A 23,854-nucleotide genomic window follows, 5' to 3' on the forward strand; every position below is an offset into this window, starting at 1 on the left:
ATTTACCTTTATTTTACTTGCGATAATTTTAAATAAATATATAAATTATGCTTATTTTATTGTAAATAGTGCTATAATTTAAAAGAGGAGTGAGGAATTTGGCTGATTTAAATTTGTATAAGAAAACAGGTTATTTAAATAGTAATTTTAAAATTTTTCATATAATAGACAAACATAAAAAAATATTTAAATATCATTATCATGACTTCTTTAAGATATTAATATTTATAAATGGAAATGTAACTTATCACATTGAAGGTAAATCTTATAATTTAAATGCTTATGATATTGTGCTTGTTAACCCATCTGAAATTCACAAACCTGTAATTCATGATGATACTCCTTATGAAAGAATAGTAATTTATATATCACCAGAATTTTTTCATTCATGTAATAAAAAGAATTTTGATTTATCTTTTTGTTTTATTAATGCATCTAAGAATAAAGCCAATATAATTAATTATAATAATAGAATATCTAATTTATATTATGAAATTGATGAACTTAAAAGTTCTTTTGAAAATACGGATGTTTTAAATAATATTTATAGAGATGCTATATTTATAAAATTTATGGTTCTTCTTAATAAATATATAAAAAATAATTTTTTAAAAATATCATCTAAAGCTATTTCAAATAAGAAAGTGCTAGAAGTATTATCATACATAAATGATAATTTATCTTCTGATATTAATATAAATGACTTAGCTGCAAGTTTTTATTTAAATAGATCTTATCTTATGCATCTATTTAAAAAAGAAACAGGATATACCATAATACAATACATTACAGAAAAGAGACTTTTTAAAGCTAGGTCTCTTATATTAAAAGGATACTCTTTAACTGATGCTTGTTTTTATTCTGGTTTTAAAAATTATTCTACATTTTTTAGAAATTTCAAAAATAAATTTAATGTATCACCAAAAGATATTTCATTATTAGAGCATTTTTAATATTAATTTGTATTAAGTAATTAAATTTTCTAATTAAAAGTATACTTTATTTGACATATAAAGTATATTATGAAATAATATGGATAAAATTATTTGTTACAAGTTAAGGAGAACAATATGCTTAAAAAGAATATAATTAGAATTATTTTAGTGGTTAGTATTTTATTTAATTTAGTATTATGTGTATACTCATATAATAAGACTAAGGAATTAAACTCTTCTTTGAAAACTATAACAAATTTGAAGGAAGATGAGCAAAAACAAAAGTTACCATTAGAAGTGAGTAATATAGATATAGGCGATGAAACAAAAATTAAAATTGCAACAAAATTATTTCAAGAATACATACATATAAATGAAACTAATTGGAAATATAATCAGGAAAGAGATATAAAAGATAGCAATAAACTTACATTTGAAGATTTTAAAATAAAAAATGTGTCAGTAGTATCTACAGATAAAAATAAATTTACAGTAGATATTATTTATGATATAAAAAAATCAGTAGGTTCTTGCAGTAATATTTGGAATGCTGGTACAGGAATAGATGGAAATGATAATTGGATTTTAGATAAAAGTAATTTAGTAGACATAATAAAATATCAAGATAAATATTACATTGAATCAGTATATAATTAAATATAAGGGTATTTATTAATGTGAATATATGGGGGATTAGGTGAGTGAAATTTAAAGAAAAGTTATTACAGAAGATAAAAAAATCAAAATAATTAAAGGGAATTATAGCATTAATATTGGTATTAATTATTGGAGTACCCTTATTATATGCATCAAATATATTAAACGTACAGTAAAAAGTTAATGAAGAAATAGGTAATAAAATAAAGCAAGAAGAAGAAGCTAAATTAGCAGCTGAAGCACAGGCAAAACTTGAATCAGAACAACAGCAGGCTCAACAAAGTCAAAAGAATACATCTGTAGAGTCTGATTCATTAGCAAATGCTAGTGGATTAACTAGTAATACACCTCAAGATTGGAATTCAGCAGAACATTTAATATCTTATCAAAGCCAATATGCATATGGTATAGTTGTAAATTATAATACTTCATGTATTCCAGGTTTAGGATCAGCAATATTTTTTCATTGTTCTACAGGAAATGGTACTTATGGCTGCATAAGTGTTCCTGAAAGTGTTTTAGTATCTATAATGCAAAGTATTAACAGTAATTGTTTAATAGTAATTGCCATAGGTGATAATATATATAATTATTAGTATATCTAAAGACATTGTAATTAAAAATATTTATGATAATTAAATAAAATATATACTTTTTGGTATGACAAATTCTATAACTTTTAATATTAAGGTTATAGTTTTTTTGTAATAAAAATATACTTTACTGTCAAATTTTAAATAATGTGTTAACTATTTATTTATAAGGATAAACATGACAGAAAATGTCTAAGTAAATTAGTATACTAATAATATAACAAAGGAGGTGGTTACAATAGATGATAAAACAGGAAAAATAAAAAGAACACTGGGAATATATACAAGACTTAAAAATGGTAATGTGATTAATAAAATTGAAGAAGCAAATAAATATGGTGTAAATGAACGTAGTATCCAAAGAGATATTGATGATATTAGAAATTATCTTGAATTAGAAACTGATGAGCAAGCATTGTTAACTAATGTTATTTATGATAGAAAGTGTGGTGGATATCGTTTAGAAGAAAGTTCTAGTTCAAAATTAACAAATAGTCAGATACTTGCAATATGTAAGATTTTGTTGGATAGTAGAGCATTTACAAAAGAAGAAATGCAGGATATGCTTGCAAAATTAATTGATTGTTGTGTTCCAAGAGAAAATAAGGATTTAATAAGAAATTTAATAAAAAATGAAGAATTTCATTATTGTGAGCCACATCATGGAAGAATCTTCATTGATAAATTATGGACTTTAGGTCAGGCAATTCAAAAATGTAAATATATAGAGATTGATTATCTTAGAGCCAAAGATAAAACAATTGTTAAAAGAAAATTGAAGCCTGTAGCTATTATGTTTTCTGAATATTATTTTTATTTAACAGCATTTATTGAAGATAAAAAAGTAAGACAACATTTTGAAACATTAGATGATTCATTTCCTACAATTTATAGAGTTGATAGAATTGAAAAATTAAAAGTATTAGATGAAAGATTTCATATGCCATACAGTAGTAGATTTGAAGAGGGTGAGTTTAGGAAAAGAATTCAATTTATGTATGGTGGTAAATTACAAAAAATTAAATTCAAATATTCTGGTAATGATATAGATTCTATACTTGATAGATTGCCTACAGCAAGGATTTTATCTGAAGAAGATGGCAAGTTCATAGTAAGTGCTGAGGTTTTTGGTAAGGGAATAGATATGTGGATAAGGAGCCAGGGAGATTTGGTTGAGATGCTGGATTAGTATAAGGGATTATTTGTTTTGAGCAAAAAAATTAATAAAAAATAAATTTAGAATAATTGTTGTTGCCAATATTATTACAGAAATTAGAGGCTGTGAAATTTTACCTGTAAATTAATTTTCATGATAATAATTTGAGTTATTTGTCTTAAAAGAAAGACCTATTATGCTTTTGCTTACGAATATAAAAATGTATGTCAATAACACCTTCGAAAAAGAGGGTGTTATTTATTTATTTAATTTTATTCTGGCAGTTGAGCTTGAGATATGTACTGTTTAACCATACAAATGAAATATAAAACATTTTTTCTTGACATACCCAATATTACTTGATAAAGTTAAACTAAATTTAATTCTTACTGGTAAAAAAAGATGTTTTTGTATAGATTTTTTGGAGATAAAAATGAAAATAATTAGATTTATTAGACGAAATTGGTTTGTAATATTAGGTTATTATTTAATAATTTTATTATTTGCTTTAGCTACAACCTACAGTGAAAAAAGTAAAATTGAATATATAAAAAATTATGGTATTACAACACCCCAATGTAAAAAATATAAAATTCAGTCATCAGGTGGACTTTATAATAGGGATATTTTAGATTGCATAGAAATAAATGATAAATATATAGTGCAAGCACTAATTAATAGTAAAGAGAATGTGTATGCTATAGCATCGTCAGAAGAAGTTAATGTGCCTATGATTTATGGAGATATAAATAGATTATTAAACACTAAAGAAACATATTGCATTATTGGAAAGAATATTAAAGATATATATGAATTAGCTGGTGATAAATATATTAGCATTGATTCTGTTAGATATAAAGTTATTGGTGTAATGGGTAATGACAAAAGAAAAACAGGATATGATGATATAGTATACATAAATATAAATTCTTTAGTAAAAGCAATAAGGAGATAGTTGATTTTTAGTTAGCAGTTTTGATCAATCTAATGCTGATTCAAGATATTTAAAGAATATGTATAGCAGTGAACAATTATTTAGCATCAAATTGAATAATTATATTGATTTGCAGAAAGAAGAAAAAGTTGATGATGTAGAAGAAAAATTAGTTAAATATATTGAAGAAGATAACAAAGTTGATTTTTTATTGAATAAACAAGGAAAAACAATAATTATTGTAACTCATGATATTAATTTAGCTCAAAAATGTAATAAAGTATATAAGATAGTGGACGGCAAAATTATACAGAAAACAGCTAATTAAATTTTTCGCTCATTTTCTTACAAACCTATGTTTAAAATGTTTGAAAAAAGTATTATAATGTTAAATGTAGTAAAATAGTGTTTTTTACTGTAACTATTAAAAGTAGTATAAGCATAGGAGATATTATGAGGGAAAATATTAAATTAGATTACGATAATTCTTTATATGAAAATTTAGCCTATGAAAATAATGGGGCTTATGACTATAACAAGGTTAATAGACGTAAGGCAAAAGTAAAGGCTGCATATAAAAGAAAAAAATATAAAAGGAAAATGATTATAAGAAAATGCATGTGGGTAGCTGTAATAATTATTGTAACTACTTCTTCACTGCATTTTTATAATAGATTGGCAAAAGATGGAAAGGCGGAAATTATAAATAGCAATGTAGAAAAAGTTGCAAATTTAGAAAATGCAGATATTGCAGCTATTCAGCATACAATTTCAAAGAACAAGCAGAAACAAAATGATGAAGAAAAGTTACAGCTTGGAAGAGAAATATTAGATTCTTCAAGCAGTGATTATAAAACTTATTTCAATGATTCAGTTTTTTGGGGAGATTCTCTTTCAGAAGCACTTGTTGGATATGATTTTATAAGTGATAATGAGACTGTAGCAGTAAAAGGAAAAAATGTTATGCTTGCAAAGGATGATATTAATACTATAATTGCAAAAAATCCTACAAATTTATATTTGTTATTTGGAATGAATGATTTAGAATGTTTTGGTGACGTAAAAGATTTTAAAGTGGCTTATGAAGAACTTCTTAAAATTGTATCTTCTAAGCTTGAAAATACAAATATATATGTAATGTCTACCATGTATGTAAATGGTAAGGCATCTTCAAGAACACCTGCATTAAGCAGAGACAGAGTTTCTAAGGCTAATGGATACATAAAAGAAATATGCAGGGCAAATGATTATACATATGTTGATATTACAGATATTTATGATAATAATCCTTCCCTTTACGAGCAAGATGGTATACATGCTGTAGCTAAGTTTTATCCTATATGGTTAAATAGGCTTATATCACTTGATTTAGGAGAAGATGAAAGTGAATAAGAGTTTAAGATTATTGTCAGTTGCTATTTTATTTTTCATATCTTTAAATATTTATAGTTGTAGTAATGATATACAAAATGTAGATTTGAATGAAGCTGTAAAAAGTATTATGGAAAATGATAGTGATGAAATATTTAAGGATGGGGCAAGCAAGGAATTTAAAAGATATTATGGGCTTAATATAAATGATTATGATCAGGTTATTCTTAAGCTTCCTAATTCTAATATGGATGTAAATGAAATATTGATTGTTAAGGTAAAAAATGAAAGTGATATTGATCTTCTTGAAGAATCAATTGATGCAAGAGTAGAAAATCAGGGAAATATTTTTAAAGATTATGCACCTGAACAGTATTCTATTGTTCAAGATTATGAATTATACATAAAAGATAACATTGTATTTTTTGTAATATCTAAAAATGCAGAAAGCATTAAAAAGAATTTTAAGGATATTTTAAAACAACATTAAGGGGAGTTATTATTTATGATATTCAGTAGCATATTATTTATGTATGTTTTTTTGCCTATAACAATTTTAATTTATTTTTTTAGTCCTAAAAAAATACGAAATTTTATTCTTTTAGCTGCAAGTTTGTTTTTTTATGCTTGGGGAGAAGTAAAATACGTTTTTTTAATGATATTTACAACAGTAATGGATTATATTCTTGCAATATTAATTGATAAATATAAAGAAAAGAAAAAGAAACGATTTATTTTGATACTTGCCATTGTGGCCAACTTATCAATACTTGGATATTTTAAATATTCAGGATTTTTTCTAGATACCTTAAATAGTATATTTGGTTTAAATATATCTTATAAGAAATTGGCATTGCCTATAGGTATTTCATTTTATACATTTCAAACATTATCTTATGTGGTAGATGTATATTTAAAAAAGGTGAAAGTACAAAAAAATATTATAACCTTTGGATGTTATGTAACAATGTTCCCACAGCTTATAGCAGGACCAATAGTTAAATATCATGATGTGGAAAAGGAAATAATTAAAAGGAAAGAGTCCTTAAGTAAATTTGGTTATGGTGTAGAAAAGTTTATTTTTGGACTTGGGAAAAAGGTACTTTTAGCAAATAACATTGGAATTGTATGGGACACTATAAGTTCTCAAAGTTATGAAAACAGCAGTGTTCTTTTATTATGGCTTGGGATAATATCATATACATTTCAAATTTATTTTGATTTTAGTGGTTATTCGGATATGGCAATAGGCCTTGGATATATGTTTGGATTTAAATTTCCTAAGAATTTCAATTATCCATACATTTCAAGGAGTATAACAGAGTTTTGGAGAAGATGGCACATTTCATTAAGCACATGGTTTAAGGAATATGTATATATACCCCTTGGAGGTAACAGAAATGGTATAGCTAAACAATGTAGAAATATATTAATTGTATGGACACTTACAGGTTTATGGCATGGAGCAAGTTTTAATTTTATGGCTTGGGGATTTTATTATGGTATTCTTTTGCTAATAGAAAAATTTGTATTAAAAGATATTTTAGCAAAACTGCCCAATATAGTAAAAAGAATGTATACAATGTTCTGTGTTATTATTGGATGGGTATTTTTTGCTTCAGTAGATTTTAGTAAAGCATTTTTATACATAAAAGGAATGTTTGGGTTACTTGGAAATCCATTTATTGATAGTAGTTTTAAGTATTATTTCTCTTCGAATTTAATTGTATTAATATTATGTATTATTGCATCTACACCTATATTTGCAAGGATTATGAAAAATATAAAAAAGAAGCAAAATACATTATCCTATACAGTTATTATGGCATTACAAATTATTATAATGATAATTTCTACAGCTTATTTATTAAATGATAGCTATAACCCATTTCTTTATTTTAGATTTTAGGTGGTAAATTATGAAGAAAACAAATTATTATAAGATTAATGGACTTATTTTTCTAGTTATTTTATTTTCATTTTTTACTATAAATATGTTTAAAAGTGATTCAGATAAATCAGAACTTGAAAATAGGACATTAAAAAAGAAACCTAAATTTGATATAGATAATATAGTAAGTGGTAGATATCAAAGTAAATTAGAAAGCTATATTAATGATCAATTTTTTATTAGGGATAATTTCATTAAATTAAAATCATCAAGTGATTCTGTAACATTAAAGAAAGAAAATAATGGTATATATTTTGGAAAGGATGATTTCCTTTTTGAAAAGATTAGTGAACTAAATGAAGAAAGAGTAAATAATAATATTGATTCTATTAAAAAATTTATGGAACAATATAATGATATGAACTTTTATTTTGAATTAGTTCCTACATCAGCTACAATTTATAAAGATAAATTACCTGATAATGCACCAATAGTAGATGAACAACTATCAGAAAAGGAAATAAAAGATAAGATGCCTGAAAAACTTAAATTTATATCTCCTTACGATTCTTTGGTGAAAAATAGTGAACAATATATATATTATAAAACAGACCATCACTGGACAACTTTAGGGGCATATTTAGGTTATACAGATTTTTGTAGTGAAGCTTCTATTGAACCCTATACATTGGACAATTATGATTGTTTAGAGGTTACAGATTCTTTTTATGGAACGCTTTTTTCAAAAAGCTTACATAGTGTAAAGGAACCTGATAAAATAAACATTTACTTGCCTAAAGGTGAAGATGAAAGGCAAAATATTGTAGAATATGTAGATGAAAAAGAGGTTACAGGAACATTTTATGATACATCTTATTTAAGTAAAACTGATAAATACAGTGTATTTTTTAAAAGCAATCATCCTCTTATAAAAATAAGTACAGTTGCAGAAGGTAATAAAAGTATTGTTATATTTAAAGATTCTTATGCAAATAGTTTTGTGCCATTTTTAACTCAAAATTATTCTAAAATTTACATGGTTGATCCAAGATATTATTGTGACAACATTAATGATGTAATGAAGGAAGCAGGTAAAGAAGCTGATGTATTATTTTTGTATAATTATAATACATTTGCAACTGATAATAATTTATGTGAGGTATTAAGTAATTATAATTAAATATGGGAGACTAATTTATTAACATCATTATTCCAATCGACTACAGTATTAAGTAATTATAATTAAATATGGGAGGGCTATATATGCTTGATAGAAAGGGGATAAAGAAAAGTGCAAGGCAATCAGTAAAAAAGCATTATGGTATTTTTGTAGCTATATGTTTAATTGCTGGAGTTTTAGGAACAGATTTTATAGGATCACTTGATTTTGTTAAAAATCCTACTAATTTTTCTGATGAATCTATTGATGAGGATGGTTATACTGGTTTAATTGGTGTAAATGAAAAAATGATACAATCAGTTTTACAAAAATCATCAAATAATGGAAAACAAGAAAATGAAGAAAAAATCACTTCTGAAAAAGGTGAAAACAAAATATTAGCTAGAGATGAAGGGGTATTTGCATCAGTTGTAAATGCTGTTACTTCAAGGTCTTATTTAATTACAATAGCAGCTGGATTAAATTCTATATTTGGTGCACCTAATATTACATATATAATATTAATTGCAGGAAGTATGATTATTTCTTTTATGTTTTGGTTCTTATTTACCAACACATATTCGGTAATAATGTCTAGAATTTTCATGGAAGGAAAAACCTATGAAAGTGTGTCTATTGACAATGTTTTGTATCTTAAAAAAACAAGAAAATGGCTAAAAACAGCATGGACTATGTGTGTTGAAGAAATATTATATGTATTATGGTGTTTTACTATTGTTGGAATATTTGTAAAGAGATATTCGTATTATATGGTTCCATATATTATAGCTGAAAATCCTAATATTAATACATTTGATGCTATTACATTATCAAGAAATATGATGAATGGACACAAATGGGAATGCTTTAAACTTGAAATTTCATTTATAGGATGGGGAATATTAGATATTTTAACAATGGGCTTATCTGGTTTATTATTTTCAAATCCTTATAAAATAGCTACAATTAGTGAATATTATGCATTGCTTAGAAATGAAGCTAAAGATAAAAAAATCAAAAATAGTGAATTATTAAATGATAAATATTTATTTGAAAAAGCAAGCAAGGAAATAATAAATAATGCTTATGGTGATATAACTAAAGAAATTCAAGAATTAGAAAATATGCCTAAGCCTGAAGAAACAAATATATTTACTAAATTATTTGGAGTAACTTTATTTAATAATGAAAAGGAAAAATTATATGAAGCAGTAGAGGAAAAGAAAATAAAAATAGGAACATTAAAAGCTGCTGCAGAAGGAAGGGCATATCCTAAAAGATTATATGAAGTTTCTAAAAGTAATAAGAAAAAAACAGTAGAACTTATACATTATATGCGTCATTACAGCATGTTTTCTTTAATACTTATGTTTTTTGTTTTCTCATTTATTGGTTGGACATGGGAAGTAAGTTTTCACCTAATTACTGATGGAGAATTTGTAAATAGAGGTATAATGCATGGACCATACGTACCTATTTATGGATTTGGAGGCACATTAATCTTAGTCATTTTAAATAAATTAAGAAAATATCCACTTTTAGAATTTATATCAGCTATTGTATTATGTGGATTTGTTGAATATTTTACTGCTTATTATTTAGAAACAGTAAACAATGGAACTAAGTGGTGGGATTATACTGGTTATTTCCTTAATTTACATGGAAGAATATGTGCAGAAGGATTACTTATATTTGGAATAGGTGGAATGCTAGTTGTATATTTAGTAGCACCCCTTCTTGATAATTTAATAAGAAAGATGAACAGTAAAGTTATTATAACTTTGTGCATTGTTCTTTCTCTTATATTTTTTGTTGATATGGGATATTCAGTAAAGCATCCTAATAAGGGAAAAGGAATTACTGATTATGCAAAGATTGAACAGATACAGTATTTTGAAAATATATAAAGAGGGGTGATAAAATATGTTCATTGCATTTATGGGGTTAGCATTTATTTTATTAAGTGTATATGTATTATGGAGAATAATACACTGGCTTAAAGGTGTAGCATCCTGTTTTAAACACTTATGGACTCAGGCATTAATATTTTTTGGATACATAATATTATCAAGTACAATATTTTTAGGTTCATTGTTACCTAGAAGTGAAATACAAATATTTATTAAGAAAATAAGCAATTATTGGCTTGGAACATTTATATGTATAATTTTCTTCTTGCTATTAGCAGATATATTAGTTTTAATTTTAAAATTAATAAATAAAAAGAAAAAAATAAGTATTTTGCAACAAAAAAAGAGATATTATATAATAGGTTCAGTAGTTATTTTATGTAGTTTTATATTTAGTATATGTGGTTTTGTTCATGCAAGAAAGGTAACTACAAGATCTTATGATGTTACAGTAAATAAAAAAGTAGAAGAGCAAAGCTCTTTAAAAATTGCTCTTGTAGCAGACTTTCATATGGGATATAGTATAGGAACTGAAATGATAGAAAAAATGGTTAACATAATCAATGAGAATGATGTTGACTTAGTAGTTGTTGCAGGTGATATATTTGACAATAATTATGATGCACTAGATGATCCTGAAAAATTGAAAAGTTTACTTTCTTCTATTGATAGTAAATATGGTGTATATGCTGTATTTGGTAATCATGATGTAACTGAATCCCTTGTAGGAGGATTTTCAATAGCATCTAAAGAAAATGCTTTTAGAGATGATAGAATGGAACAATTTTTACTAGATAGCAACATAAAAGTTCTTACTGATGATGTTACAACAATAGCAAATGATTCTATTTACCTTATAGGTAGATTAGATGCAGAAAAACCAGGGGATGGTACATCTAATAGAATGTCTATAGAAGATATGACAAAAGATTTAGATAAATCAAAACCAATTATTGAAATTGAGCATGAACCAGCTAAGCTTCAGGAAGTATCAGAAAGTGGTGTTGATTTAATGTTAAGTGGACATACTCATGCAGGACAATTTTTCCCACTTACTTTAGTTCAACCATTAGCATGGGAAAATTATAATGGAATGTTAAAGAAAAATAACATGTATAGTTTTGTAACATCAGGAGTAGGAATATATGGTCCATATATGAGATTATTTACTGATAGTGAAGTTATGATAATAAATGTTGAATTTAATTAAATTCTAAATTTAAAGGGCGTCGCATAAGCAGTTAAAAACCGCTTATGAATGATTTATTTATGGCGGTATATTAACATATAAGCAGATAATTTAGGATATAGTAACAGATAAAATTTGATATATATAAATATAAAAAAGCATGTCATTGTTTATAGAATGATGTGCTTTTTGTATTGTAACTTTATTTGTAATCAGAATAGAAAAAACTTAAAAAGATAAACTAATAAAGATTTATATTAGTTAGGAGATGAAAAGGAATGAGTAAAATAAAAGAGGTAGTTAAGACCAGTTTTAAGATAGAAAATACTTATGCAAGCCTTCCAAAGGTATTTTTTTCTAAACAGAATCCAAGTAATGTGCCTTCACCTAAAATTGTTGCTATAAATCTTCCTTTAATAAAATCTCTAGGTTTAAATCCCAAAGAATTAAATGGTAAGATTGGAGTAGATATATTTTCAGGAAATAAGATTCCTGAGGGTTCTATTCCAATTTCTGAGGCTTATGCAGGGCATCAATTTGGGTATTTTACAATGCTTGGTGATGGAAGAGCAGTACTTCTTGGAGAACATGTAACTAAGGAAGGTAAAAGATTTGATATTCAGCTTAAAGGTTCAGGTAAAACATTGTATTCTAGAGGTGGAGATGGGAAAGCTGTGCTTAAACCAATGCTAAGAGAATATATTATAAGTGAGGCAATGCATGGGCTAGGTATTAGTACAACTAGAAGCCTTGCTGTAGTTACTACAGGTGAATTAATAATGCGTGATAAATTTTTGCCTGGTGCAATTTTAACTAGAGTAGCTAAAAGTCATATACGTGTTGGAACATTTGAATATATTGCAAACTGGGGTACAGTAAAAGATATAAAAAAGTTAGCAGATTATACTTTAGAAAGACATTTTGAAAAAGATAATATAAACAATCCATATCTTTTTTTACTTAAAGAAGTTATTAAAAATCAAGCACAGCTCATATCAAAGTGGCAACTTGTAGGTTTTATTCATGGTGTAATGAATACTGATAATGTATCAATTTGCGGAGAAACAATAGATTATGGACCTTGTGCATTTATGAATACATATAATCCTGAAACTGTATTTAGTTCTATAGATACTGAGGGAAGATATGCTTATGGTAATCAGCCAAACATGGCAGCATGGAACCTTGCAAGATTTGCTGAAACTCTTTTGCCACTTTTAAGTGAGGATGAAGATGAAGCTTTAAGAATAGCAAATAGTGAAGTTTCAAAATTTTATGATATCTTTAAAGAAAATTGGCTTTCTGGAATGAGAAAAAAACTTGGAATATTTAACAAAGAAGATGAAGATGAAGCTTTAATTCAAAAGCTTTTAAATTTAATGAATAAATATAAAGTAGATTATACAAATACTTTTATAGATTTAACTTTTGATACCATAAAGAATTTAGAGTTATTTAAAAAAGAAGATTTTAAAAACTGGTATGATTTATGGAAACAAAGATTAAAAAGGCAAGATGAATCAGAAGAGGATTCTATAAAGCTTATGAAAGATAGTAATCCTTGGGTAATTCCACGTAACCATAGAGTAGAAGAAGCATTAGAAGCTGCAGAAAAGTATAATGATTATAGTGTTATGCAAAAACTCTTAGCTGCACTTTCAAAGCCATATGAGCATTCTAAAGAACATGAATATTATAAAGAACTTCCAAAAAAATCAGACTGTAGATATAAAACTTATTGCGGAACATAAAAATATATAATATTACGCAACTTTAAGTTGCACATGTTTTTTTAATAGAACATATAAGTTGGTGTACAGTTTCTTTCTTTTAAAAGATAATAATTATATAGTAAAATATTTAAAGGAGAGAAGAAATATGGATAAGAATACTAAGCTTACATTAGTGCCAGTAAGTTATAAAGACGTTTTGGATATGACAAAGATAATGAAAAGGTCTTTTGATGAAGATACAAGAATACATTTAGGTAAGGAAGTTGGAGGGCCTCCAGGTTATGATAATGGTGATTTCATAAGAAAATGGTATCTAAATGGCGGGGCTGAGGGATTTAAGATATTGCTAGATGGAAAATTAATTGGTGGTTTAAATGTGTTTATTAATGATAACAAAGAAAATTATTTAGGAAATATATTTATTGATCCTGAATACCAGAATTGTGGATATGGATTGTATGTTTGGAGGTTAGTGGAAAAGATGTATTCAGATACAGTAAAATGGTCAACAGATACGCCTGGATTTTCTAAAAGAAATCATAACTTCTATGTTAATAAGTGTGGATTTAAAATTGTAAGAATTGAAAATCCCAAGGATAAATATGAAGAAAATTACATTCTTGAAAAAGAGATGGTTTAGTAATTTTAAGAAAGGTAATTTTTTCCATATTAATAGTTTACTATAAATCTCATTTCTTTTTAAAGGATGGGATTTATTTTTTTGCATAGAAAAAACATCACACAATTTTTAGTGCCATAGCCACATTTTTATAAAAGTTAATATAAATATGTTGACCACTTGGTCATAAAAGTAGTATAATTTAAATGACCATATGGTCAAAAAAGGTAAGGGGTGATTTGTATGGGTAATGATGTTGTGCTTGAAGTAAGAAATTTAGTAAAAAACTATGGAAAAAGCAGAGGAGTAAATGACATAAGCTTTAGTGTAAGAAAGGGAGAAGTATTTGGACTTATAGGACCTAACGGAGCGGGTAAGTCAACTACAATAAAATCTATACTTGGTATAGTAAGAAAAACAAGTGGTGATATAAAGGTTCTTTCTAAATCTATTGATAACAATGAGAAAGAGATAAAAAGTTATATTGGATACTTACCATCAGAGTGTAATTTTTATAACAATATGAAGGTGAAAGATCTATTAAGTTATTCAAAGAAGCTTTATAAAAGTAATGATATTTCTATAGTAGAATATGCAAATAGGCTTAATTTAGATTTAGAAAAGAGAATAGAAGATTTATCTTATGGTAACAAAAAGAAAGTTGGAATAATTGATGCAATTATATCAGGAGGAGAACTATTAATATTAGATGAAGCTACAGGTGGACTTGATCCATTAGTTCAGGAAGAATTTTTTAAAATATTAGAAGAGCTTAAGGCTAAGGGTAAGACAATAGTCTATTCTGCACATATATTAACAGAAGTGCAAAGGTTATGCGACAGAGTTGGAATAGTTAAGGAAGGAAAACTTATTAAAATTGAAGATGTTCATAGTATTAATAAAATTAATTTAAAGAAAGTAAATTTAATAAGTAAATCTAATGAACTTAAAAGTTTTAAAGGTGTATATGATTATAAAAAAGATAAGAATAATATATCATTTAAATTTAGTGGTGAAATGAATGAGCTAGTAAAAAAATTAAGTGAAATTGATATTGAGGATATAAATATTGAAGATCCATCCTTAGAGGAAATATTCTTAAAATATTATGAGGGAGATGAGTAATATGTTTAATATAATTATGAGAGTAATTAAAAATAACATAAAGGGATTAGTTATGTGGACACTAGCTCTTTCATTAACAATATTTTTTATGGCATTTTTATTTGATTCAATGGGAACTGAAATGTCACAATCCTTAGAACTTATGCCAGAGAGTATGCTTAAAGCCTTTGGAATGAATTCAATTGCTATTGGAAGTTTAGAAGCTACTTATTCAGAAGGGTATATTATAGTTATATTAATGGGAAGCATGTATATAGCTTACCTTGGTGCAAGCACTTTAGTAAGGGAAGAAGATGAAGGTTCAATAGAATATTTAATGTGTAAGCCTTATAACAGGTTTGAAATATTCTTTTCAAAATTTATTGCACTTATTATTATTACACTTATTATGAATATGTTTATTGCAGCAGCTACTATTTTAGGAGCATTAATTTTTGGAGAGGATAATTATAGCACAAAGGCAATTTATCTTATGGCATTTGCACCATGTATATTGCATTTAACTTTTGGTTCATTATGCTTTGGTATTGCTTCATTTATAAAAAAGAACAGGCAGGCCGTAAGCCTTTCTATTGGAATAGTTTGTGCATTTTACATGATCTCAATTATTAGAGGATTAAGTGATAAATTAGACTTTTTAAAGAGAATAAGTCTTTTTGACTATGTAAGTACAAATGTTGTGGCAGGGGATAAATATATTGAACCTATCAATTTAATAATAATGTTTGCTATAATGATAGTATCAGTAATAGTTGGGTGCATTTATTATAACAAAAAGGATTTTTAAATTAAGGTGGAATTATGGATATAAAAGTACCAGATAATAAAAAAGATAAAATATATGAATCTGCATTAAATGAATTTTCTAAAAACGGATATGAAATTGGTTCTACTAATTCTATAGTAAAAGAGTCAGGTATTTCTAAAGGGGCATTATTTAAGTATTTTGAAAGTAAAGCTAATTTATATATTTATGTAGTAGATAGAGCAATTGATACATTAGACAAAAATATATTTAAGAATATTGATGATCTTTCAAATGATATGTTTGATAGAATAGCACAACTTACAAAGGTTAAGGCTGAAATTTCTATGAAATATACAAGAGAAAGTACTGTTTTAGTAGAGTGTATGAAAATTGAAGATAAAAATATAAAAAAATATATAAATGATAAAATACAATATTATTATGGTATCATGCAAAAGATCTTTACAGATGGTATTGATTATTCAAAATTTAAAGAGGGAACAGATATTAATAAAGTATATGAAACATTAATGTTTATTTCTCAAGGACTTCAAGATAAATATATAAGAAAATATAAAGGGAGTTTTGAACTTATGGTTAATGATATTGATTGGGTGTATAATGATACACTTAGTTATATTAATGTTATTCGTGAGGCTGTGTATAAATAAGGATAGTTATGCTATCCTTATTATTTTTTAGTTAATTAAACTAAATGAAAATAATATTCAATTGCAAAGAATAGTGATAGGTGTTATAATAAATCCATAAACGGGATGAGAAAAGTTATTCAGTTGTAAACTATAAGTTAATTGAGGTGAAGAAAATAATGGATTTATCACAATTACCAATTGGTAAAAGTGCCATAATAGAATCAGTAAATTGTGAGGAAATATCTTTAAGAAAGCATATTTTAGATATGGGATTAACTCCAGGTACAGAGGTTAAATTAGTAAAGGTAGCACCAATGGGTGATCCTTTAGAAATAAGGGTTCGTGGTTATGAGCTTACTCTTAGAAAAGATGATGCTAAATGTATAACTTTATCTAAAATATTTGATGAATCTCACGAAAAGGAAAGAAAGAGTAAAAGTGATTTGACAAGCCATCCTAAAGTGGGAGAAGTTACAAAGAAGTACCATGTAAAAAGACATGGAGATGAAATTTTAGAAGATGAGATGATTACCTTTGCTCTTGCTGGAAACCAAAACTGTGGTAAGACAACTTTATTTAACAGATTAACAGGTATGAATCAGCATGTAGGTAATTTTCCAGGAGTTACTGTAGATCGTAAGGATGGAAGTATAATAAATAACCCTAATACAAATGTTACTGATTTGCCAGGAATATATTCATTATCTCCTTATACAAGCGAAGAAATAGTTACTAGAGAGTTTTTAATTAAAGATAGGCCTAAAGGAATAATAAACATTATTGATGCAACTAATATAGAAAGAAATTTGTATCTTACAATGCAGCTTATAGAATTAAATATTCCAATGGTTCTTGCCCTTAATATGATGGACGAAGTTAGGGAAAATGGTGGAACTATTATGATTAATAAGCTTGAAGCTATGCTTGGAATACCAGTTATTCCTATATCAGCAGGTAAAAATGAAGGTATAGATGAACTTATTGATCATGCTATTCACGTGGCAAAATTTAGAGAATGTCCTGGCAGAACTGATTTTTGTGATGATAATGATGAAAATACAGCAGCAATTCATCGTTGTATTCATGCAATTGTCCATTTAATCGAAGATCATGCTAAAAGAGCAAAAATACCAGTAAGATTTGCAGCTACAAAGCTTGTAGAATCTGATGAATTGATTCTTGATGCCTTAAAGCTTGATGAGAATGAAAAAGAAACATTAGAACATATTATAATTCAAATGGAACAGGAAAGTGGCAAAGATAGACAAGCTGCTCTTGCAGATATGAGATTTACATTTATAGAAAAGTTGTGTGATGAAACTGTTGTGAAACCTCATGAAAGTAAAGAGCATAAAAGAAGTCAGGCTATTGATAAAATACTTACAGGCAAATACACAGCAATTCCAGCCTTTTTAGGAATAATGGCTATTATATTCTTTTTAACATTTGGTGTAATAGGAAGCGCTTTATCAGATGTTATGGATGTGGGAATAAGTTGTTTTACAGATTTGTGCGATAGGGCCCTTACAGCTTATGGAATTAATCCAATAGTTCATTCTCTTGTTATTGATGGTATTTTTTCTGGTGTAGGTAGTGTACTTAGCTTTTTACCTATTATAGTTGTTTTGTTTTTCTTCTTATCAATATTAGAAGATAGTGGTTATATGGCAAGAGTTGCTTTTGTTATGGATAAGCTTTTAAGAAAAATAGGTCTTTCTGGACGTAGTTTTGTACCTATGCTTATTGGTTTTGGATGTTCAGTTCCTGCCATTATGTCAACAAGAACACTTCCATCTGAAAGAGATAGAAAAATGACAATTATACTTACACCCTTTATGAGTTGTTCGGCTAAGCTTCCTATATATGCTTTATTTACTGCAGCATTTTTTCCAAAGCATGGAGCACTTGTAATGATAAGTTTATATATTATAGGAATTATTGTAGCTATTTTATTTGCACTTATACTTAAATTTACTAAATTTAAAGGGGAACCAGTACCTTTTGTTATGGAACTTCCTAATTATCGTCTTCCAAGTGCAAAGAGTGTATACAAATTAATTATTGACAAGGCAAAAGATTTTATATCAAAGGCATTTACAATTATATTTGTAGCATCAATTATTATATGGTTCTTACAAAGTTTTGATACAAGACTTAATCCTGTAGCTGATTCAGAAAATAGTTTGCTTGCACTTCTTGGAAGTATTATAGCACCAATTTTTTCTCCTCTTGGATTTGGAGATTGGAGAGTATCAACAGCTCTTATTACAGGATTTACAGCAAAGGAAAGTGTCGTAAGTACTCTTGCAGTACTTCTTGGGGGATCAACAGAATCTATATCAACATTATTTAGTCCATTTAGTGCATTTGTATTTTTAATATTTTCATTACTTTATACACCATGTGTTGCAGCTATTGCATCAGTAAGACGTGAACTTGGTGCAAAATGGTCTGTATATGTTATACTAATGCAGTGTATAATAGCTTGGATAGTAGCATTTTTTGTGAATGTAATTGGTAAAATGATAGGAATATCATAAGGAGACTTATTTATGGATTTTTTAAGTATACTTATCCTTATATTAGTTATTTTATGGTTTATTATAGCTGTTAAACATATTTTTAAAAAGCAAAAAAATGGTTGTAGCTGTTGCAATAGTTGTAGTAGCTGCACATCTAAAAAATGTTGCAAGAAGAAGTAGGTTTAATTTGACATATATTTATAACGATGTATAATTGATGTATAATTACAAAATTTGATGAATTTTTATACATAAATATACTAGAAGGGGGATTTATTTGTGAAAACAAAAATATTTATAGATGGTAGTGCAGGAACAACTGGACTTAGGATACATGAAAGATTTCAAAATCGTGATGATATAGAATTAATGCAAATATCTGATGAACTTAGAAAAGATATTAATGAAAGAAAGAGACTTATTAATGAATCTGATATAACATTTCTTTGTTTGCCAGATGATGCTGCAAGAGAATCAGTTTCACTTGTTACAAATGATAATGTTACTATTATTGACACATCAACAGCTCATAGAACAGAAGAAGGCTGGGCATATGGATTCCCTGAACTTTCAAAATCTCATAGAGATGCAATTAAAAATGGAAAACGTATAGCAGTACCTGGATGTCATGCTACTGGATTTATATCATTAGTTTATCCATTGATAGCAGGAAATATCTTACCTAAAGATTATCCTATAGCAAGTTTTTCATTAACTGGATATAGTGGTGGTGGAAAAAATATGATTGCAGAATACGAAGCAGATGAACGTATAGAAGAATTAAAATCACCTAGAGAATATGCTTTAAGTCAAAAACATAAACATCTTAAGGAAATGAAAAAAATAACAGGACTTTCTAAAGAACCTCTATTTTCGCCAATAGTTGCTGATTATTATAGTGGTATGGTAGTTTCACTTCCTTTATATGCAAATATGTTAAAGGGAAAACAAACACCAGAAAAGATACATAAATTCTTTACTGAATTTTACAAAGATGAAAAATTTATAAAGGTAATGCCATTTGGTGCAGAGGAAGAAAGTAGAAACTTCCTTGGTGGAAATGGATGTTCAGGTTGGGATGGTCTTCAAATATTTGTAACTGGTAATGAAGATAGAATACTTGTGTCATCTCGTTTTGATAATTTAGGAAAAGGAGCATCTGGTGCAGCTATTCAATGTTTAAATATTGTTCTTGGATGCGAAGAAGATAAAGGTCTTAATCTTTAATAATTAATAAAAAAGCTTTCTATGATTTGTTTTCATAGAAAGCTTTTAAATTTGTTATATACTTTGATATTCTGTTTTGTTAATATTTATCATAATCTTTGAAATCTTCTTTTTCTTTTTTCTTTTCCTTGCGCCTTTTATTAATTGTCCAAATTAATAGTATAATAGCGCCTAAAAAACATATAAGGTAGAATAAACCAATAAGTATTGCGAAAATTTCCATGAAATCAACCTCTATTCTATAACAACAGCAGTACCATAAGCAACTATTTCAGCGGCACCTGCTGCAATAGCTGAAGATGCAAGTCTCATGCCTATAATGGCATTTGCACCTAAGCTTTGGGCTTCATCAACCATTCTTCCAATGGCTATTTGCCTTGCTTCAATAAGCATATCATTATATGCTCCCATTTCTCCACCTACAAGATTTTTAAAGCCCGCCATAATATCTTTACCAACATTTTTACATCTTACTGTGCTTCCTTTAACTAATCCTTTAACTTCTTTTATTTGTTTACCTGGTACATTATCAATTGTAAGTACTAACATAAAATAATCATCCCCCTAATAAATATTGTATAATATACAAAATTATTATATCAATAAAATACAATTATATGTATAATTTACAAATTAATTATTAATATATTTACAAATTTAATTTATGTTGATAATTATAAGTGATATAATACTCAATTATAAATATGTTAGGAGAAATATATGGATTTTATAGCGATAGATTTTGAAACAGCAAATGAAAAAAGAAATAGTCCTTGTTCAATAGGAATAGTGGTTGTAAAGGGTGGCAAAGTAATAGAAAAAATTTATCACCTTATTAAGCCTAAGGAAATGCGATTTACGCCTATAAATATAGGGATTCATGGCATAAGACCTGCTATGGTAAAGGATGAATTAGAGTTTGATAAGGTTTGGGAAAAAATCAAAAGGTATTTTGATAATACCCTTGTTATAGCACATAATGCATCATTTGATATTTCAGTACTTAGAAATACTTTAAGCACTTATAATATAGAAATGCCATCTTTTTCATACATATGTACAATGAAGCTTTCACGCAATTTTTATAAAAATCTTGATAATGCAAGGCTTAATACAGTTAATAAATTATTAGGATATAAGTTTAATCATCATGATGCCTTGGCAGATGCACTAGCTTGCGGTAATATACTTATTAATATTTCAAAGGAATTAAATACTACTGACATAAATGAAATTTCAAAACTTGTAGGTGTAACAATAGGAAACGTAAATAATCAAGGATATAAACCTTCATCATCAAAGGGTAGAATATATAAAACCTCTAATAAGATTTTTAAGAATAATGCAGAAGATTCTTACAAAATCAATGGAAGTGCATTTAAGGATGAAGTAGTGGTATTTACAGGAAAGCTTTCTTGTATGTCAAGAGATGAAGCAATAATGATGGTTAGAAAAGCAAGTGGCATTGTAGGAAGTTCAGTAACTAAAAAGACCACTATTCTTGTAACTAACATGAAAGGGTTAAATCTTGACTTAAATGAAATGAGCACAAAGCTAAGGCGTACAACTATTCTTAATGAAAGAGGACAAAATATAAAGTTAATAAATGAAGACGAATTTTTACAAAAAATAAGATTACCATAATGATACATCCTTTGTCTATTTGATGAAGGATGTATTATTATGACAGCTTTTTTGAATATATTATATAAAATTGTGCACAATAATCATAAATAATATTATGAAATAGTGAGGCACAATATATGAAAAGTAAAAAAATGACATTAACAGCGCTAATTTTAATGATATTTACTTCTGTTTTTGGTTTTAATAATATACCTAGAGCATTTTATTTAATGGGATATTCAGCAATTCCATGGTACTTATTTGGAGCAATTGGATTTTTTATTCCTTATGCATTTATGATGGCAGAATATGGAGCTGCCTTTAAAGAAGAAAAAGGAATATATGCATGGATGGAAAAATCCATGAATCCTAAGTTTGCATTTGTTGGAACATTTATGTGGTTTTCTTCTTACATAGTTTGGATGGTTTCTGTATCATTATCAATTTGGATTCCATTATCTAATTTGATTTTTGGAAGTGATAAAACTAGTGAATGGAGTCTTTTGGGTTTAAATGCTCCTAAAACATTAGCCGTTCTTGGAGCTATGCTTGTTATTGCAATTACATACTTATCTATGCAAGGATTAAAGAGTATTTCAAAAATTGCATCTGTTGGTGGATTCTTTGTTACAAGTGCAAATGTAGTGTTAATTGTTGGGGCATTAACAGTGTTTTTATTAAATGGATTTAAGCCTATGGAAAATATGAGCTTTAGGTCATTCTTTAATTCTCCTAATATCTCATATACCTCATTACTCTCTATATTTGCATTTCTAGTTTATGCAATATTTGCCTATGGTGGCTTAGAAACTGTAGGTGGTCTTGTTGATAAAACTGAAAATTCACAACATAATTTCCCGCTAGGAATAAAAATATCTGCATTAGTTATTGCTGTTGGATATTCCATAGGAATTCTAATGGTTGGATTATGTACTAATTGGGATAGTGTTTTAAGTTCCAAGGATGTGGGTATGGCAAATGTATCTTATGTTGTCATAAGGAATTTAGGAGTACAGCTTGGAAATGTATTTGGAGCATCAAATGAAGTTTCGCTTATTATTGGAACATGGTTTGCAAGGTACATTGGACTAGCAATGTTTTTAGCTTTAATTGGAGCATTTTTTACTTTAATATATTCGCCACTTAAGCAATTAATAGAAGGAACACCAAAGGAAATATGGCCAGATAAATTAACAGTGACTAATGAAAATGAAATGCCTGTTTATGCTATGTGGATACAGTGTGTATTAGTTGTTCTTATAATTATTGTTGCTTCATTTGGTGGAGATACTGCAGCGGTTTTTTTGGATTATTTAATTTTGATGAGTAATGTAGCAATGACTATTCCTACTGTGTTCTTAGCAACTTCTTTTATATTTTTTAAGAAAAACGATTTAATACATAAGCCTTTTATAATCTTTAAAAATAAAACCTTTGCTTATTTTTGTGGATTATAGTAGATGTGAAAAAGATAATTTTGTAAATATGTGCATGTCTATGTTTAAATTTCAAACAGAGGATGAATGGGTAGTAAAGTTTAGGCAGATGCTTATTATAGAACAATTTAAAAATCCAGAAATAAGTAAAATTTATAAAGAATTATTTATTGATATGCCAATTAATAATCAAGCAAAAGTATTTGAAAATCTTATGGAAGCTAATATTATAAAAAGAAATAATGCAGTTGTTATGGCAATGGAATTATATTCACCATTTTTTATGTTACATACAGTAAGAGATAAGTATAATTATGAAAAATTATTAAAAGAACATACAAAAAATTTTATGAAAATATATTTAAATTAA

The 23,854-nt window shown here is 27.1% G+C and carries 24 protein-coding genes; 22 read left to right on the forward strand and 2 right to left on the reverse strand.

What is annotated here, in order from left to right; translation table 11 throughout:
* Nucleotides 1-98: 98 nt before the first annotated feature.
* The 19 genes from ACTNAO_RS04920 (at nucleotide 99) to argC (ending at nucleotide 20,422) form a co-directional block, all read left to right on the forward strand.
* Nucleotides 99-953, forward strand: a complete 855-nt coding sequence (locus ACTNAO_RS04920) for an AraC family transcriptional regulator (protein WP_441026851.1) — start codon at nucleotides 99-101, stop codon at nucleotides 951-953.
* Between the two features lie 117 nt (nucleotides 954-1,070).
* On the forward strand, nucleotides 1,071-1,592 hold the full coding sequence (locus tag ACTNAO_RS04925; protein WP_441026853.1) for a hypothetical protein: 522 nt from the start codon (nucleotides 1,071-1,073) through the stop codon (nucleotides 1,590-1,592).
* Between the two features lie 822 nt (nucleotides 1,593-2,414).
* Nucleotides 2,415-3,374: a helix-turn-helix transcriptional regulator gene (locus tag ACTNAO_RS04930; RefSeq protein ID WP_441026855.1), complete on the forward strand. Its 960-nt coding sequence runs from the start codon at nucleotides 2,415-2,417 to the stop codon at nucleotides 3,372-3,374.
* Between the two features lie 400 nt (nucleotides 3,375-3,774).
* Nucleotides 3,775-4,296: an ABC transporter permease gene (locus tag ACTNAO_RS04935; protein ID WP_441026856.1), complete on the forward strand. Its 522-nt coding sequence runs from the start codon at nucleotides 3,775-3,777 to the stop codon at nucleotides 4,294-4,296.
* Nucleotides 4,297-4,354: 58 nt separating this feature from the next.
* Nucleotides 4,355-4,603, forward strand: a complete 249-nt coding sequence (locus tag ACTNAO_RS04940; protein WP_441026858.1) for a hypothetical protein — start codon at nucleotides 4,355-4,357, stop codon at nucleotides 4,601-4,603.
* Between the two features lie 125 nt (nucleotides 4,604-4,728).
* Nucleotides 4,729-5,667 (forward strand): GDSL-type esterase/lipase family protein, encoded by a 939-nt coding sequence (locus ACTNAO_RS04945; protein ID WP_441026860.1) that lies wholly within the window; start codon nucleotides 4,729-4,731, stop codon nucleotides 5,665-5,667.
* Entirely contained in the window at nucleotides 5,660-6,136 is a 477-nt protein-coding gene (locus ACTNAO_RS04950) for a DUF4358 domain-containing protein (RefSeq protein ID WP_441026862.1), read from the forward strand. The genes ACTNAO_RS04945 and ACTNAO_RS04950 overlap by 8 nt, the downstream gene beginning before the upstream one ends.
* Nucleotides 6,137-6,151: 15 nt before the next feature.
* Nucleotides 6,152-7,555 (forward strand): MBOAT family O-acyltransferase, encoded by a 1,404-nt coding sequence (locus ACTNAO_RS04955; RefSeq protein WP_441026864.1) that lies wholly within the window; start codon nucleotides 6,152-6,154, stop codon nucleotides 7,553-7,555.
* Nucleotides 7,556-7,565: 10 nt separating this feature from the next.
* Entirely contained in the window at nucleotides 7,566-8,717 is a 1,152-nt protein-coding gene (locus tag ACTNAO_RS04960) for a DHHW family protein (protein WP_441026866.1), read from the forward strand.
* A gap of 83 nt (nucleotides 8,718-8,800) precedes the next feature.
* Nucleotides 8,801-10,603, forward strand: coding sequence for a DUF975 family protein (locus tag ACTNAO_RS04965; protein ID WP_441026868.1), 1,803 nt, complete (start codon nucleotides 8,801-8,803; stop codon nucleotides 10,601-10,603).
* Between the two features lie 16 nt (nucleotides 10,604-10,619).
* Nucleotides 10,620-11,816, forward strand: coding sequence for a metallophosphoesterase (locus ACTNAO_RS04970; RefSeq protein ID WP_441026870.1), 1,197 nt, complete (start codon nucleotides 10,620-10,622; stop codon nucleotides 11,814-11,816).
* A gap of 257 nt (nucleotides 11,817-12,073) precedes the next feature.
* A complete protein-coding gene (locus ACTNAO_RS04975) occupies nucleotides 12,074-13,546 on the forward strand; it encodes a protein adenylyltransferase SelO (protein ID WP_441026872.1) in 1,473 nt (490 codons plus the stop codon).
* A 127-nt stretch (nucleotides 13,547-13,673) separates the two neighbouring features.
* Nucleotides 13,674-14,168, forward strand: coding sequence for a GNAT family N-acetyltransferase (locus tag ACTNAO_RS04980; RefSeq protein ID WP_441026874.1), 495 nt, complete (start codon nucleotides 13,674-13,676; stop codon nucleotides 14,166-14,168).
* A gap of 222 nt (nucleotides 14,169-14,390) precedes the next feature.
* A complete protein-coding gene (locus ACTNAO_RS04985; protein ID WP_441026876.1) occupies nucleotides 14,391-15,272 on the forward strand; it encodes an ATP-binding cassette domain-containing protein in 882 nt (293 codons plus the stop codon).
* A 1-nt stretch (nucleotide 15,273) separates the two neighbouring features.
* Nucleotides 15,274-16,059, forward strand: a complete 786-nt coding sequence (locus ACTNAO_RS04990; RefSeq protein ID WP_441026879.1) for an ABC transporter permease subunit — start codon at nucleotides 15,274-15,276, stop codon at nucleotides 16,057-16,059.
* Nucleotides 16,060-16,073: 14 nt separating this feature from the next.
* Nucleotides 16,074-16,691, forward strand: a complete 618-nt coding sequence (locus tag ACTNAO_RS04995; protein WP_441026881.1) for a TetR/AcrR family transcriptional regulator — start codon at nucleotides 16,074-16,076, stop codon at nucleotides 16,689-16,691.
* A gap of 158 nt (nucleotides 16,692-16,849) precedes the next feature.
* On the forward strand, nucleotides 16,850-19,213 hold the full coding sequence (feoB, locus tag ACTNAO_RS05000; RefSeq protein WP_441026883.1) for a ferrous iron transport protein B: 2,364 nt from the start codon (nucleotides 16,850-16,852) through the stop codon (nucleotides 19,211-19,213).
* A gap of 12 nt (nucleotides 19,214-19,225) precedes the next feature.
* Nucleotides 19,226-19,375: a FeoB-associated Cys-rich membrane protein gene (locus tag ACTNAO_RS05005; RefSeq protein ID WP_441026885.1), complete on the forward strand. Its 150-nt coding sequence runs from the start codon at nucleotides 19,226-19,228 to the stop codon at nucleotides 19,373-19,375.
* A gap of 99 nt (nucleotides 19,376-19,474) precedes the next feature.
* Entirely contained in the window at nucleotides 19,475-20,422 is a 948-nt protein-coding gene (gene argC, locus ACTNAO_RS05010) for an N-acetyl-gamma-glutamyl-phosphate reductase (protein WP_441026887.1), read from the forward strand.
* A gap of 79 nt (nucleotides 20,423-20,501) precedes the next feature.
* Here argC and ACTNAO_RS05015 read toward each other — a convergent pair whose 3' ends face one another.
* Together ACTNAO_RS05015 and ACTNAO_RS05020 are read right to left on the reverse strand one after the other, a co-directional pair.
* The gene (locus ACTNAO_RS05015) at nucleotides 20,502-20,645 is read right to left on the reverse strand and encodes a hypothetical protein (protein ID WP_441026889.1); all 144 of its coding nucleotides are present in this window, start codon (nucleotides 20,643-20,645) and stop codon (nucleotides 20,502-20,504) included.
* 11 nt (nucleotides 20,646-20,656) lie between these two features.
* Nucleotides 20,657-20,971, reverse strand: a complete 315-nt coding sequence (locus ACTNAO_RS05020) for a YbjQ family protein (RefSeq protein ID WP_441026891.1) — start codon at nucleotides 20,969-20,971, stop codon at nucleotides 20,657-20,659.
* A gap of 171 nt (nucleotides 20,972-21,142) precedes the next feature.
* Here ACTNAO_RS05020 and ACTNAO_RS05025 point away from each other — a divergent pair, with 171 nt between their 5' ends.
* The 3 genes from ACTNAO_RS05025 (at nucleotide 21,143) to ACTNAO_RS05035 (ending at nucleotide 23,854) form a co-directional block, all read left to right on the forward strand.
* A complete protein-coding gene (locus tag ACTNAO_RS05025; RefSeq protein ID WP_441026893.1) occupies nucleotides 21,143-22,066 on the forward strand; it encodes an exonuclease domain-containing protein in 924 nt (307 codons plus the stop codon).
* Nucleotides 22,067-22,185: 119 nt separating this feature from the next.
* Nucleotides 22,186-23,505 (forward strand): glutamate/gamma-aminobutyrate family transporter YjeM, encoded by a 1,320-nt coding sequence (gene yjeM / locus ACTNAO_RS05030; protein ID WP_441026895.1) that lies wholly within the window; start codon nucleotides 22,186-22,188, stop codon nucleotides 23,503-23,505.
* Nucleotides 23,495-23,854 (forward strand): hypothetical protein, encoded by a 360-nt coding sequence (locus ACTNAO_RS05035; protein ID WP_441026897.1) that lies wholly within the window; start codon nucleotides 23,495-23,497, stop codon nucleotides 23,852-23,854. The genes yjeM and ACTNAO_RS05035 overlap by 11 nt, the downstream gene beginning before the upstream one ends.

The sequence above is a fragment of the Clostridium sp. HCP1S3_C6 genome, assembly GCF_052066735.1.
In the GTDB taxonomy this organism is placed as follows: Bacteria; Bacillota; Clostridia; order Clostridiales; family Clostridiaceae; genus Clostridium.